The 13,513-nt window shown below is 57.0% G+C and carries 20 protein-coding genes; 17 read left to right on the top strand and 3 right to left on the bottom strand.

The features are described from left to right. Nucleotides 1–44: 44 nt before the first annotated feature. The 8 genes from HBO11_RS02175 (at nucleotide 45) to HBO11_RS02140 (ending at nucleotide 4,258) form a co-directional block, all read left to right on the top strand. Nucleotides 45–905 (top strand): S24 family peptidase, encoded by an 861-nt coding sequence (locus HBO11_RS02175; RefSeq protein ID WP_170058727.1) that lies wholly within the window; start codon nucleotides 45–47, stop codon nucleotides 903–905. A 4-nt stretch (nucleotides 906–909) separates the two neighbouring features. Then, nucleotides 910–1,149 (top strand): hypothetical protein, encoded by a 240-nt coding sequence (locus HBO11_RS02170; protein ID WP_170058726.1) that lies wholly within the window; start codon nucleotides 910–912, stop codon nucleotides 1,147–1,149. Nucleotides 1,150–1,193: 44 nt separating this feature from the next. Continuing rightward, entirely contained in the window at nucleotides 1,194–1,715 is a 522-nt protein-coding gene (locus HBO11_RS02165; RefSeq protein WP_178121763.1) for a hypothetical protein, read from the top strand. Beyond that, the gene (locus HBO11_RS02160; protein ID WP_170058725.1) at nucleotides 1,708–2,475 is read left to right on the top strand and encodes a DUF1828 domain-containing protein; all 768 of its coding nucleotides are present in this window, start codon (nucleotides 1,708–1,710) and stop codon (nucleotides 2,473–2,475) included. Before HBO11_RS02165 ends, HBO11_RS02160 begins: the two co-directional genes overlap by 8 nt. A 140-nt stretch (nucleotides 2,476–2,615) precedes the next feature. Then, on the top strand, nucleotides 2,616–2,885 hold the full coding sequence (locus tag HBO11_RS02155) for a superinfection immunity protein (RefSeq protein WP_222936211.1): 270 nt from the start codon (nucleotides 2,616–2,618) through the stop codon (nucleotides 2,883–2,885). Between the two features lie 82 nt (nucleotides 2,886–2,967). Further along, complete coding sequence (locus HBO11_RS02150; protein WP_170058724.1) at nucleotides 2,968–3,294, top strand: DUF2388 domain-containing protein; 327 nt, start codon at nucleotides 2,968–2,970, stop codon at nucleotides 3,292–3,294. 141 nt (nucleotides 3,295–3,435) lie between these two features. Continuing rightward, a complete protein-coding gene (locus HBO11_RS02145) occupies nucleotides 3,436–3,648 on the top strand; it encodes a hypothetical protein (RefSeq protein WP_222936215.1) in 213 nt (70 codons plus the stop codon). 400 nt (nucleotides 3,649–4,048) lie between these two features. Continuing rightward, entirely contained in the window at nucleotides 4,049–4,258 is a 210-nt protein-coding gene (locus tag HBO11_RS02140) for a helix-turn-helix transcriptional regulator (protein ID WP_170058722.1), read from the top strand. 56 nt (nucleotides 4,259–4,314) lie between these two features. On the opposite strand, the gene HBO11_RS02135 is transcribed toward HBO11_RS02140, so the two are convergent. Then, entirely contained in the window at nucleotides 4,315–4,626 is a 312-nt protein-coding gene (locus HBO11_RS02135) for a DUF1654 domain-containing protein (protein ID WP_170058721.1), read from the bottom strand. Nucleotides 4,627–5,437: 811 nt separating this feature from the next. Here HBO11_RS02135 and HBO11_RS02130 point away from each other — a divergent pair. The 8 genes from HBO11_RS02130 (at nucleotide 5,438) to HBO11_RS02095 (ending at nucleotide 10,066) form a co-directional block, all read left to right on the top strand. Next, on the top strand, nucleotides 5,438–5,860 hold the full coding sequence (locus tag HBO11_RS02130; protein ID WP_170058720.1) for a hypothetical protein: 423 nt from the start codon (nucleotides 5,438–5,440) through the stop codon (nucleotides 5,858–5,860). Next, nucleotides 5,857–6,048 carry a hypothetical protein gene (locus tag HBO11_RS02125; RefSeq protein ID WP_057959985.1) on the top strand — a complete coding sequence of 64 codons (192 nt, stop codon included), beginning with the start codon at nucleotides 5,857–5,859 and terminating at the stop codon, nucleotides 6,046–6,048. The genes HBO11_RS02130 and HBO11_RS02125 overlap by 4 nt, the downstream gene beginning before the upstream one ends. Further along, complete coding sequence (locus tag HBO11_RS02120; protein WP_170058719.1) at nucleotides 6,045–6,236, top strand: hypothetical protein; 192 nt, start codon at nucleotides 6,045–6,047, stop codon at nucleotides 6,234–6,236. Before HBO11_RS02125 ends, HBO11_RS02120 begins: the two co-directional genes overlap by 4 nt. 80 nt (nucleotides 6,237–6,316) lie before the next feature. Then, nucleotides 6,317–7,174 carry an ERF family protein gene (locus HBO11_RS02115; protein WP_262380935.1) on the top strand — a complete coding sequence of 286 codons (858 nt, stop codon included), beginning with the start codon at nucleotides 6,317–6,319 and terminating at the stop codon, nucleotides 7,172–7,174. Beyond that, complete coding sequence (locus tag HBO11_RS02110) at nucleotides 7,171–8,799, top strand: YqaJ viral recombinase family protein (RefSeq protein ID WP_170058718.1); 1,629 nt, start codon at nucleotides 7,171–7,173, stop codon at nucleotides 8,797–8,799. The genes HBO11_RS02115 and HBO11_RS02110 overlap by 4 nt, the downstream gene beginning before the upstream one ends. Then, a complete protein-coding gene (locus HBO11_RS02105) occupies nucleotides 8,796–9,038 on the top strand; it encodes a hypothetical protein (protein WP_170058717.1) in 243 nt (80 codons plus the stop codon). The genes HBO11_RS02110 and HBO11_RS02105 overlap by 4 nt, the downstream gene beginning before the upstream one ends. Beyond that, on the top strand, nucleotides 9,035–9,496 hold the full coding sequence (locus HBO11_RS02100; RefSeq protein ID WP_170058716.1) for a hypothetical protein: 462 nt from the start codon (nucleotides 9,035–9,037) through the stop codon (nucleotides 9,494–9,496). Before HBO11_RS02105 ends, HBO11_RS02100 begins: the two co-directional genes overlap by 4 nt. Before the next feature lie 81 nt (nucleotides 9,497–9,577). Then, nucleotides 9,578–10,066 carry a hypothetical protein gene (locus HBO11_RS02095; protein WP_170058715.1) on the top strand — a complete coding sequence of 163 codons (489 nt, stop codon included), beginning with the start codon at nucleotides 9,578–9,580 and terminating at the stop codon, nucleotides 10,064–10,066. 189 nt (nucleotides 10,067–10,255) lie between these two features. Here the strand turns inward: HBO11_RS02095 and HBO11_RS02090 are convergent, their stop codons facing one another. Beyond that, nucleotides 10,256–11,083, bottom strand: coding sequence for a TIR domain-containing protein (locus HBO11_RS02090; protein ID WP_170058714.1), 828 nt, complete (start codon nucleotides 11,081–11,083; stop codon nucleotides 10,256–10,258). Nucleotides 11,084–11,165: 82 nt separating this feature from the next. On the opposite strand from HBO11_RS02090, the gene HBO11_RS02085 reads away from it, so the two are divergent. After that, nucleotides 11,166–13,262: a DNA cytosine methyltransferase gene (locus HBO11_RS02085; RefSeq protein WP_170058713.1), complete on the top strand. Its 2,097-nt coding sequence runs from the start codon at nucleotides 11,166–11,168 to the stop codon at nucleotides 13,260–13,262. Here the strand turns inward: HBO11_RS02085 and HBO11_RS02080 are convergent. Further along, a complete protein-coding gene (locus tag HBO11_RS02080) occupies nucleotides 13,259–13,489 on the bottom strand; it encodes a hypothetical protein (RefSeq protein WP_170058712.1) in 231 nt (76 codons plus the stop codon). The genes HBO11_RS02085 and HBO11_RS02080 overlap by 4 nt on opposite strands. Nucleotides 13,490–13,513: the final 24 nt, after the last annotated feature.

Below are 13,513 nucleotides of genomic sequence, written 5' to 3'. Positions count from 1 at the left end.
GCAAGCCATTGCCTAACCGTCAGCGCAATAGGCTTAATTAGGCAATGCTTACCGGACCAGAATTAGGCGCCGCCATTGAGGCCGCGCGGATCGCCAAGGGCGTATCGAAAAAGAATCTCGCAGACGACTTCTCCGTGAAGCCTCCGTCGATACAGGGCTGGGTGAAAAACGGCAGGATCGACAAGTCAAAGCTGATGGACGTGATCGCCTACTTCTCCGACGTCGTCGGGCCTGAGCACTGGGGACTACGCCCGGGCTTCTCCTACGAAAACCTCGAAGTCACCAACGAAGACTCTGCCATTCAAGATAGTAATGACGGGCGCTCGCTGGCTTCATCTGCGGCAGACATGATTCGTCAAATGTTGGCGTCGAAAGGTAAGAGCCTTTCAGAAGACGCTCGCGCCAGGTTGCTGGCTGCTGCAGAGCAAAGCGACTCAGGAAACGTTATCCATGTCGACTTCTCTCGCCCCGGCCAGGTTGGCGACGAGGTTTGGATTGCGCACTACGACGTGCGCGCAGCGATGGGCGGCGGGCAGATCCCGCACGAATACCCGGAAATGCTCCAGGACATAAGAGTAAGTCCCAAGCACCTGCGTGACCTGGGCGTTACCTTCAAAGAGCACTTCCATCTCAAGATGATCACCGGCTGGGGGCAGTCGATGGCTCCAACCATCAAGGATCGAGACCCGCTACTGGTCGACATCACGATCCGGGAGTTCACGGGAGACGGCATCTACCTCTTCTCCCACGACGAAATGCTGTACGTGAAGCGCCTGCAAAAGAAAGGCAAGGATCGCTTCAAGATGATTTCGGACAACAAGCATCACGACCCCGAGGACATCCGAGTGGACGACACTCATATCCTGGCCCGGGTTCTTTACGTATGGAACGGACAACCGGTGTGACGCCATGGCACTCACTAAGCCCAACCAGCAACTGCGCCGCGACCTGAAAGAGGCTGCGGCCCTGCTCAAGTGGTCAGGCGTCGATCTGTTTGTATTTGCCAAGCGGCTTCTGGCGGCGGGCGATGAGCAGGGCGCCAACGATCTGATGAAGATCGCACTGAGCTTTCAAGAGACAGAGGACAAGCTTGCCGGGTATGCGGATGAGGTCAGCGATCAGCGCATCACCAGGGCGAAGCCGGAATAGGAAGTAACACGCAAAATCCCCATTCATACCTCAAGGACGAAGACGTGGTAGACACGATCCTTACTGATGCGCAGATCAGTGATCTGCTCACCTGCAATAAAACCATATCCAACCCCGGCGCCCGCTGGAAAGATATGCAGTCGTGCAAGCAGAAGAACTACGATGTAGTCTCAGATGATGGCGCAGAATTCGAGATTTACCTGCGGCAGAACTCAAGAATTGCGCATAGCTTCTCATGCGGGATATTTCTAAAGCACCCCTCCGGCGATACGATCACGCTAGCGCGATACAACGGCAGCTGCCATCCTCACCAGAATGTTCTTGAGGATGGCGAGCGGATTGATTTCACACCGCACATCCATCGAGCCACAGAGCGCTACATGCTTGCTGGCAGAAAGCCAGAGCATTACGCGGTTGCCACAAACGCCTACACTGATCTTGAGGGAGCGCTCTGGGCAATGCTTGAGGATTGCAATATTTCAGGTCTACAAAAGCCCGTTCCGCCAGGTATCGAGATCGGGGCAGCCAATGGCATGACCACACAACTGAGTTTTTTTGATGAGTGAACTGACTGAAATCCGCGAATCACTCTGCACAGCCTTCTGCGAAGATGTTGCTGTGAGAGAGTGCGGCGATTTTCTAGCGGTATCTCTCCCGTTGGTCGCACGCGACGGAGATCAGTTCACTGCTTATATAGCCAGGACGGCTGGGGGCTGGCGGTTGTCTGATGCGGGCACAACAATGATGCGCCTGAGCTATGAGAACGACATTTCAAAATACTCAACTGGCTCACGAGGAAAGTTCTACCAAGGAATTCTGGCAGAATCCGGGCTTCGTGATGACGGCGGTGAAATTTTTATTGAGGTTCCAGCGGACAAGCTGGTACGGGGCTTGTTCGACCTGACTCAGGGTTTATCGCGCGTTGAAGACATGGCGCTATGGTCACGCTCTCGTCTTGGTTCGACGTTCTACGATGATCTGCGGGCAGCCTTGAAATCTATCCTCCCCGCTGACAGCTTTGAGGAAAACTATGTGCCCAAGATTGTGGATGGTCCGGCCTACACGGTCGATTACCGAATACAGTCGCAAGGTCGCCCTATTTATCTCTTTGGAGTGAACGGCAAAGACAAGGCGCGAATCACCACGATTACCCTTCTGCACCTGAAACAGGTTGGGGAGTCATTCACCTCGATCATCGTTTGCAGTGATTTCTCTTCCCTTCCAAAACAAGATCACACTCGCCTGCTCAAGGCGGCGAATGATTTTGTGCCGGACATAGCTGATATGGATAACTTCAGAGACAAGGTTCTTCACCACATTCGTTAAGCCCGGCCCAGCGCCGGGCTTCTTGTATCTTGCTATCAGGCCGATAGTTTTTCTGCGCTACTCAGCACCGTGACCGCCTATGCATAATGATGTCACTGCGCCATCAGGCGTTATTGCTTCATGCAAGACGGGCTTCTCTAATGAAAATTTTCGGTCTTGGTATTCTGATTCCGCTTTGTACGCTGAGCTACCTTTGCAGAAATGGCGATAATTACGTCGCTTTGGCTGCCAACCTCCTTTTCTACTCCAGCGCTTTGGTGCTGTATTTCTACCCGTCGATCTGCGTAATTAGATACGCCAAGCAAGAGCGCACCTCAGTTCTTTGGCTGAACTTATTTTTTGGCTGGACAGGCATCGGTTGGTTATTGGTTCTATACAGGGCTTTAGTGATTGGAGCGGAGGAAGAGTGACTCGGCACTGAGTGCCCTTTGTGTGGCGATCGCCCAGTTCTGCTATGGTGTCGCCCTCTGATAGCAATGGAAGCATCGAACAATGAATTCATGGAAGGCTCTGGGGGTTGCCCTGCTAACATCGGTCAGCACGCAGGCCGTATCAGGAGATGGCGCCAACCCTATCGCTGCCGCGATATTTATCACAATCTCCTCGCCAACCATTTTAATTGGTGCAACCACGTCTCTCACGACCGACCCGCCTAAGATTTTCAAGTCAGCCAAGACCGACGCTCTGGCGTTCATTGGTTCGGACGGCGAAATACGGGGGGCCCAGTTTGAGCAAGCCTCCAGATACTACCGCTCGACCAGCACGCCGCCGCTAATGTCAGACACCCAACTAGCCCGGGCGATCGCAACTTCCTTCTGACTGCGACTTTCTAGCCGTCCCTAGCGCCGGGCTTCTTGTATCTGGAAAGCGTACACTCATAGTCTATCGATCAGCGGTTGCGCCCCACTCCGCTCTACTTGACTAAAATCAATCCGAGCTATGGAGGGATAGCCTGTGGATATGCCAAAGAGCGCTGAAGAGATCCGGGCGCTGCTACTCAGTCAGCGGCCCGGTCTTAAAGATGATCTTGCGAAGATTTCAGACTTTGAGGTGCTGCAGCTCATGGCGTGCGCCTACAAAAACGCGATTGATATCAAAGAAGCCGAGCTGGTTGAGATCGATAGGCTGTTGGACGAATCTGCGAGAGCGCTATTTTCCCCGGTGCCTCATTGATCTCATCGGGCCTATAGAGAAGGTCGGAGATCTTGTTTCTGCCCTACCCCGACCCGCCCATACACTGTGCTGTGCTAGCAAGCAGTGTTCCCGCCTGCTGCGCGAGCTTTCTCCACTCATCGCTGGTAATGAGGCCGGCGCACTCCATTGCGTCAGCCCGCCTCAATAATTCAAAGTACTTAGCCTCTGCATCCATTTGGCCTCCAGCCAGTGCAAAGAGGTCGCGCCAGGCTGTCATAGCCAGTCTTCGCTGCGCCTCTCTCATTGAGGACCCCTAATGGTGAGATACGAGAATATGGATCAGGATACAGCGGGCAATTTAGTATGATGGCACTACGGCGACCAATGGTGGTTGTACGCCACGAATGGTAGGGTGCGAGATCAATTGTGGGGGGGGCCAATGGAAGAGATTACCCAGCGTCTACGCGAAGAACGTAAGCGCCTCGGATTCACTCAGGAAGAGCTCGCGACCATGGGCGGAGTCAAGGTAAATGCCCAGAGCATTTACGAGCGAGGACTCCGGACTCCTAACGCGATCTACCTGGCAAACATAGCAAAGGCTGGGATTGATGTGCTTTACGTTGTGACCGGCAGGCGAGTGCATGATTAAGCACCCACTTCCGAATTGACCAGTAGCCCGCCATTGAGCGGGCTTTTTCATGACTGTCAGAAAGGTGCTAGCTCTTCTTCTGGCTCATACTCAACCTCTCCCCTGCTCGCCACCTCGACTTCCTGCTGCTCCCACCTCACCGTCACGCTGCCGTCGTCATTGAGCGTCAACTCAAGCTCGTCAGTGTCAGCGATCACGCTCAGCACCTCTTCCCACTCCCGATCCCCGTCTGTGTCCAGGCGATGAATCGTTACCCAGCGCTGCGCCTGGGCCACGGGGTGGTTGATCATCGATGAGACGCGCAGCGCAAGGCGCTCCATGCCACTCACTTCTTCCCGAACTGCGGGTGCCGCCTGCTTCTTCCCCATGAAATCCCCTCCCAGTTTAATGCTGTATATCCATACAGCTTAGGCAAAGCTTATATCAGCGCCTTCGCGAATGTCATCTCCAAAATTGGAATAAAGGACCGGGAGTATTTTCTTAAAATAATTAGGCATTACCTATTTACAGATCATTAGGCATTAGCTTATTGTTCGTCCATCGCAGCAACACACAGCCACTGCGAAGGGCATCCGCCCACCGCTCTTTGGTTTTACCCCTTGCCGGATCACCACCGGCCCAGATTCAAAGGCAGCGATGAACCGGCCTAAACGGTTCAGAGGGTTGGCAACTGACCCGGGCGCGCAGCGTAAAGCGCCAAGAACAGTTATCCAGCGGGAGAACAAGCCGAAAGGCCCGCGGCTGGAGTGACATTCGATTCAAGCCGGTGACCGACGCCAGTAGCGGGTCACGGCCAGCTCCAAAAGATTTGAATTAGCAATCCCGATAGCCTCGGCTGGGAACGCCGGACCTCATGCACCCTGCCCACTTAAACGGGCAAACGAGCTGCAGCGTGCATGTTGTAGGGACCTGTGATCCAAGGCGAACAGATGCTGATTGACGCCCTGGGGAGGAAGCTCACCGCCAGCCAACGAAGACGACCGGCCAGCCCTGCAATCAGCAGCGGGTAACTGGCCAACACCGCTGACGCAACAAACCCAGGCCGTCGCCAGTAGCGGGCCTGGGCCCCCTTCCCCACCTCTATTACGTCAGCACTCCTCCCCCGCGCCCATCGGCAAACAGCGGGAGGCATGAGTGTTGACGAATACAGGTGAACAACCCGCCACTTTGGAGGCGACCATGTCAGCACTACGCGAGGCTCAGTTTGAGCACGATGAACAACTACCGCCTCCGGTGAGCGAAACCTCTCAGCAATTGGCTCGCAGCGAATGGCTGTACAACGCCGCCGAAGAACTGGCCAGAGGTGGCAGCGTGGTGTTCAAGCGCCACCTGCACCCGCAGCAAGGCGTCACGGCCTATCAGTTCGCACTGGCGGTCGATGAGTACGCCAACAACCTTCTGGCCGACTGCGGCGTCGACGCTCCAGCCCTGGGCTACTTGCTGATCGCTGGGATGGCGGGCTCAAGGGTGAAATCAGAAGCATTGGAGCTGCTCGGCCAGAGTGACCACCCACTTGGGAAGCTCGGCGAGATTGCCGAACGCCTACTCAAGCCTCTGGCTGATGACGCTTTGATCGCCCAGGCCGAGGACAACGAACTGTGAGCCCCTACGTTGAGATCGATAAAGCGCTGTTTGCGCTTGAAGATCCAGATAAGCCCGCCATCGACGAGATCTTGGCCGAGGGTTTGATCGTGCGCCACTTCACCTCAGGCGCCATCAACGCAGAAGAATTTCATTGGTATAGCGCACGCCTCCTGGATGTCAGCCGGCGGCGTAAGGAGAAGGCATGACTACCGCACCGGTTAAATCACTGATCGACGAGCAGCTCGAAGATGTCAGCGCTCATAACCTTCGCGAGGCCTACAGCCTGGCCGAACGCCGCGGCTTCTTCGGTGCGCCAGTTGAGCAGTACGCAGAGCCTGGTTACGGCGGTCGAGTGCTTCAAGTACTCCGCTATAGGGTTCAACAGCAGAGCTAAACCTACGTCCGGCCCGCCCTTCAATATCCCCAAGCACCCAACAATTTTGAACGCTGCGAGCATCGCGGCAAGGAATCCCCATGTCCGCAGAGAGAAAGCCCAGCCCTATAGTGGAAGATGCTGAGTCGAGTGTGGTTACCACTATCGATCCCCGTCGCTCGCCAAGTGTGTCGACTGATATTTCAGCTCAAAGCAGTGATGCCGCCAGCATCATGTCCGTGATCATCCAGGTCGCCACCAATCCAAATGTCGATGTCGGAAACATGGAGCGGCTGATGCAAATGCACGAGCGTCACGTCGATCGACAGGCCTCAGTTGCATTCAGTATTGCGATGGTCAGCGCCCAGAAACGAATCAAGCCGGTGACACGTAATGCTCTCAACAAGCACACGGCCAGCACCTACGCCAGACTTGAAGATATCGACCGGGAGATCAGCCCGATTTTCACGGAGGAAGGCTTTTCGCTTTCCTTCGGAACTGCTGATTCTCGCCTGCCCGGCCATCTTCGCGTCACCTGTGAATGCATGCACGCAGGTGGCCATACGAAACTATATCAGCTCGACCTTCCAATTGACGCCGCAGGATCAGGCGGAAAGACAAACAAGACCGGAGTGCAGGCGAACGGCTCAACGATCAGCTATGGCCGGCGATACCTGACCCAGATGATTTTCAACGTCACCACAACCGATGACGACGATGACGGGAACTCGGGAGCCCCTCTTCCCAAGGATTCGCCACCAGAGCCTGAGGCTCTTCCACCGTATCCAGCTGAAAAGTTCGCTGAAAACTTCCCTAAGTGGGTTGCCATGATTCTGAGCGGGCAAAAGACAGCGGAGCACATCGTCGTGATGCTTGGACTGAAAGCAACCCTGACCGAACACCAGAAAAAAACCATTCTCGCAATCATCGCCCCATCACAAGAAGGAGACGCGACATGAAAATTCATAACGTAGTTCAAGGCTCTGCCGAGTGGCACGCTCTGCGCGCGCAGCATTTCACAGCCTCTGAAGCTCCCGCCATGATGGGCGCATCGAAGTATCAAACGCGGACCGATCTGCTGGCGATTAAGAAGACCGGGATCACGCCCGACGTCACGCATTCCCAGCAGTTCATCTTCGACAAAGGCCACGCTACTGAAGCCCTGGCCCGCCCATTGACTGAAGCGTTGATCGGCGAAGAGCTCTATCCAATCGTTGCCACCGAGGGCAACCTGCTGGCATCCATGGACGGCGCCACGATGCTCGGCGAGACCTTGTTCGAGCACAAACTGTGGAATGAGTCGGTCGTGGCCCAGGTGAAAGCTGGCGATCTGGCTCCGCACTACTACTGGCAGCTTGAGCAGCAACTGCTGGTGAGCGGCGCTGAGCGAGTCATCTTTGTTTGTTCGGATGGCACGCCGGAGAACTTCGTGCACATGGAGTACCGGCCCGTCGCCGGGCACGCGGCCCAGTTGATCGAAGGCTGGAAACAGTTCGAGGCGGACCTGGCCAACTTCGAAATGGCCGAAGCTCCTTCAATCGTAGTCGGCAAGGCACCTGATGAGCTGCCAGCCCTGCGCATCGAGCTGACCGGCATGGTTACCGCCAGTAACCTGAAGGTGTTTGAAGATTCGGCCCTGGCTGTCATCGACTCGGTGAAAACCACTCTTTCCACGGACCAGGACTTCGCCGACGCGAAGAAGGCCGTCAAGTGGTGCGGTGATGTCGAAGAGGCCGTGTCGATCGCCAAGAAACAGGCTCTGTCACAGACCCAAAGCATCGACGAGCTGTTTTCGTCGCTGGATCGCATCAGCGCCCATGCTCGCGAGACTCGCCTGAAGGTCGACAAGCTGGTGAAGGCTCAAGAGCTGCTGGTGAAGACCAACATCAAGCAAAAAGCCGAACTGTCGCTGGCGGATCACATCGCCGGAATCAACAAGACGCTGGGCAAAGTCACACTGCCTCATATCGTTTCGGACTTCGCCGGCGCCATGAAGAACAAGCGCACCATCGCCAGCCTCCAGGACGCAGTTGATACCGAACTGGCCCGGGCAAAGATCGACGCAAGTCAGGCAGCGGACAGCATTCGCTTGAATCTGACCAGCCTGGCGGAGCTCGCCGTTGATTACGCCTTCCTGTTCAGCGACGTGCAGCAACTGGTGACCAAGGCCAATGATGACCTGGTGACGCTGATCAAATTCCGTATCTCGGAACACCAGAAGGCGGAACAGGATAAGGCCGACGCGAAGCGAATCGCCGACGAACAAGAGGCCCAGCGCCTGGCAGCCATCAAGTCAGATCCGGTCGTGGAGAAAGTTTCGACATCAGAGCCCGTCCGCACCGCTCCTGTCCAGACGGCGGCCCCCGTAGCCCAGGCCACAAAGATAGTAACGAGCCATGCGGTCGAGCAGGTAACGCTGCAGGCCAACGTGACGGACTTCGAGGCCCTGGTGAAAGCCGTGGCATATGGTCAGGCGCCAATCACCGTCCTCTTGGTCAACTGGGAAGCACTCGACGCGATGGTCGCGGCGCAGGGATCAACCTTCAGCATGGCCGGGGTGACGCTGGCCAAGGCAGCAGCATGATCAGCAACCACCTCAGCCTGGTCGAGCAGCACCGCCAGGACGCTTACTCGATATCGGAGCGCACGGCGGAGTTCTTGGACGCTGGCGGGACAGTCGCGAAGTTGCCAAGCCCACCACGCAAACCGCTGCCGCCGCCCCGCTCCACCAAGATCGATCCCGAAACCATCCTCAAGCGCCGCAAGCCGCCCATCACCCGGGCCGAGCGTAACGCGCTGCGCAAACTCGCGGAGACCTTATGAGCAAGCGCAAACCGCACAACTTCAAGGCTCGTATTGACCGGTCCTGTCGGTCGCTGCTGGCTGCCAACCACGTCGCAGTGGTGAACATCGACCCCAGCGGCCACCAGGGCATGATCAATTACAAGTCGCTGAAGAACATCGCGCCTGGGAAGATCGGCCAGGCTGTCTGCGGCATTCCGCACCGCTGGACGATCTACCTCAGCGCGCTTTGCATCGACGCCCGCGGCAACCGCTACAGCAAATCAGTGGAGGTGGCGCCCGATGGCGTTTACCTCTCCGACCACCTGGAAGACGTGATCGAGCATTGCTACAAGAAGCTGCGCGATGAGGCAAACCAAAGCCAGATGGTTGCTTCAGGCTGGATCGCCATTCCGGAAGCGATGTCGCTTGATGAGGCGCACGCCGCACGGATCTTCGAAGCGGTCGGCGCGTGGAATCAGCAGAAGGTCGCGGCTTGAAGCGAATCAATAAACAGGTCAGCGCGAGACGCCGACCAACCTGGCTCGCACTGCCGGCCAGCGGAATAGAAGAGGCAGGCCATGGCAGCCGAACAAAAGGAGCGCACGGCAAAGCTTGCCGAGAAGCGGCAGGAACTGGGCGAGCAGGAGTTGCGGCACACGGTACCGCACGGCACCCGGCAGATGCTCGACGAGTTGATGCTCTGGCACAAGGTCGATGAAGTCAGCGAGGCGGTGCAACTGCTGGTGCTGAATGGCCGGGCCGAGGATCTGCAACCGGCGCAGCCAAAGATCAAAGGCCCGTCAGACATCATCCGCCATTACTTCCGCCAGGGAATGCGCGACCGTCTGGCAGCGCTCACCGCCGAGCTGGGCGAAACAAAAGACCGGACTACCATCTGGCGGCTGATCGCACATGCCCACTCGCTTGGCGCCGAAAAGTCCGCCTGCCTCTTCGATATTCCGCGCCACGATTTGACTGTGTCTGAAAACGTGGCGCGCAAATTACGACAGGCAGGCTTTGCCGAATCGCTCCAAATGGACGCCGACGACGACGGCGAGAACGACTGACAACCCACCCTGCTCGCTGCATTCGGTAACCTAGCCCTCTAATCGGAGACGCTTGACTACCACCCAATACAAGACTACCTCGCGCGCAATGCAACGCCTCAGTAAATAATCATCAAGACCAGCTTATTGGGCGCTTTTTACTGACATAGATATTACCCGACTAAAGACAAATGCCTCGGATGCAACATCCTAGAGATCCTCAGCTGAGATTTCGCGACCAAATGAACCGTCCAACCTCTTACTCAGTAGTTCTCTTACAATTTTAACAATTTTTGGCGTTCCCATACCCATTTTTACGAATCTGTTTAGTATCTCGTCTTCGTCGAGGCCTTCAGATAAAAGCTGCTTTATTTGTTCACTAATTGTAGCTTCCCAAAGCTGCTGATTTACGGGGGGAAAAGATCTTCGCGTCATATCGGGCAAGCGCGATTCTTTCTCAAGGGATCCAATTCTCTTACCTAGCGCTCGAGTACTATCCAAGATTTCCGCCAAAATATCATTATCAGAACGGGGCGTTGCAACCTCGCGCGGCATGTTTTCCTCCAGAGCGCTTTTAAAGGAAGTAAGGAAGCTCGGCCAATAAACATTAAATATTTTCTCAAGCACTCTCTCCTCTAAAGCTTGCTCACCGAGACAAATATTGAGTGTTTTCACAAGTTCAAAAACACTGTCCTCGTTAGGAAGAGTGTGGTTGAACTGGGCTAGCGGATCTACTAAATCTGACGGCTGGAGATCGACCAAAAACGTACATACACGACTACTACTCAATCCCTTTGCAAGCGCCCCAGTCTCAAACAATATCCAGGGTTTGCTTTTATTCTCCTGCGTTAGACAAACAATGCCTACCGATATATCCCTGAGCTTTTCGTTTATTTCTGAAAACCAAAGTGATCCGCGCTCAATATGGCGTGTTGATATCCATGGCTGCGAGGCCTGGAGTACGCATTTTATCCAATCACTCATAACCTCTGCGACGGCCCTGCTGCGGTCGCCAGACCAACTAATGAATACTTTCAACTCTTGCTCCTTGATCCGGCTCCATGCCGGTCACCCGTAATACCCCATATCAACGAATCACGCCAGCCGGCGAGGATCCCCTATGTCCGCACAACAGAAGAAACACCCATTCGACTTCAAAACCCAATACGGACTCGGCTTCCACCCTCAGGACGATGAGATCGTTGTCGACTTCTTCTGTGGTGGTGGCGGCGCCGGTACCGGGCTGGAAATGGGCCTGGGCCGCGCGGTGAATGTGGCGAAGAACCACAGCCCGCAGGCGATCAGCATGCACACCGTCAACCATCCAGGCGCAAGGCACTTCACCACCGACGTGTTTGAGGGTGATCCGGACACCGAGTGCGACGGCAAGCCGGTGGGCTGGTTCCACATGTCGCCGGATTGCACGCACCACAGCCAAGCGGCCGGCGGCCAACCGCGCAAACGCGAGATCCGCAACCTGTCGTGGATCGGGCTCAAGTGGGCAGGCATGAAGCGCCCCCGGGTGATCAGCCTGGAGAACGTGAAGCAGATTTTGCAGTGGGGCAGACTGATCGCCAAGCGCGACAAGGCCACTGGCCGCGTGGTGACACTGGACCAGGTTCCGCACCCGACCAAGAAGGGAAAGACCACCAACCGCGTGGCAGCGCCTGGCGAACAAGTGCCGGTATCTAATCAGTTCCTTGTGCCTGACCCAAAGCAACGCGGCCGCACCTGGCGCCGCTTTGTGGCCCTGCTGGAAGGCATGGGCTACGTCGTAGAGTGGAAGGTGATCAGAGCATGCGACTTCGGCGCGCCGACCAGCCGGGAGCGCCTGTTTATGATCGCTCGGTGCGACGGCCAACCGATTGTGTGGCCTGAGCCAACTCACGCAAAGAACCCGGCCAAAGGCCAGCAGAAGTGGAAGACCGCCGCTGACTGCATCGACTTCAGCGACCTGGGCAAAAGCATCTTCGGGCGCAAGAAAGACCTTGCTGACGCCACGCTGCGCCGCGTCGCCAAGGGCATGAAGAAGTTTGTCATCGACAGCCCGGCGCCGTTCATTGTGCCGATTGCGAACTGGTCGGGTGAGTCGGTGCAGTCCGCCGGCGAGCCGCTGCGCACGATCACCTCCTACCCAAAGGGCGGCGCGTTCTCCGTAGTCAGCCCGGTTATCGCGCCTGCAACGCACCAGGGCAGCGACCGGATCAACGACCCGCTCGACCCCCTGCCCACGGTGACATGCGCCAATCGCGGCGAGCTGACACTGATCAGCCCGACGTTGATTCAATCAGGCTACGGCGAGCGCCCAGGACAAGAGCCACGCGTGCCGGGCGTTGATCAACCCTTGGGCACCGTTGTGGCCGGCGGCGTGAAGCACGCACTGGCATCCGCATGCATCGTCCAGGCTGGCCACGGCGAAGGCTCAGGCGCAAACAAACGCCGCTCCCACGGGGTGAACGATATCTGCGGCCCGGTGGGCACCGTCACGGCCAGCGGCGGCGGCCAGTCCGTCAGCACTGCGGTTATGATCCAGGCCAATGGCGGATTCAACACCGTGCACGCCAAGGACATCCGCGACCCGATGACCACGGTGACCAACACCGGCAGCCAGCAGCAGTTGGCTACGGCGCACCTGGTGCACATGCGCGGCAACTGTGATGCACGGGACGTGAGCGACCCGCTGCACACAATCAGCGCCGGGGGTCAGCACCACGGCCTGGTCAGCGCATTCATGGAGCGGGCATTCGGCGGCAGTATTGGCCAGGGCCTGGAAGATCCGGCACCGACCATTACCGCCGGCGGTGGCGGCAAGAGCTCCCTGGTATCGCTCACCCTGTCGCCTGAGCATGAAGCTGGTGCGTTGCGCGTTGCAGCCTTCCTGATCAGCTACTACGGCACTGAGAACGTCAGCGCTTGCGATGCACCGGCTCCCACCATCACCACCAAGGATCGCCTGGCACTCGTCACGGTGATGGTCCAGGGCACGCCATACGTGATCGTCGATATCTGCCTGCGGATGCTCAAGCCGGCTGAGCTCTACAAGGCCCAGGGGTTCCCAGCCGACTACATCATCACCCACGGCGCCGACGGCAAGCCCTTCACCATCACCCAGCAGGTGCACATGTGCGGCAACAGCGTCAGCCCGCCGCCGATGGCTGCCCTGGCGCGGGCCAATGACCCGTGGAGAATCGCCGAGCGTCAGGCGGCTGCGGCTTAAACGCGCTCAGCAATCAGCTTGGCCCCGACCTCACGCCCAGCAACCTGCGCCAGGCCACGGTCAACATAGGTACGGTCACCCGCAACAACCGGCACCACCACCTCACCACCGCGCTTTACCTCGACGTTGATACGCCAGGTCTCCCGGCCTTCCTCGTCCTTGTCGCACTCCATGTAGTTCCAAACCTGAAAGCCTTCTATCTCATCGTAAATATCGTGCTTGGTCATGGTCCTGCCCATTTAGAGGAAGGG

Source organism: Pseudomonas sp. WS 5010, assembly GCF_012985565.1.
Classification (GTDB): domain Bacteria; phylum Pseudomonadota; class Gammaproteobacteria; order Pseudomonadales; family Pseudomonadaceae; genus Aquipseudomonas.
Note: the sequence above shows the minus strand (reverse complement) of the source record. Positions and strands in the feature narration are given on the sequence as shown.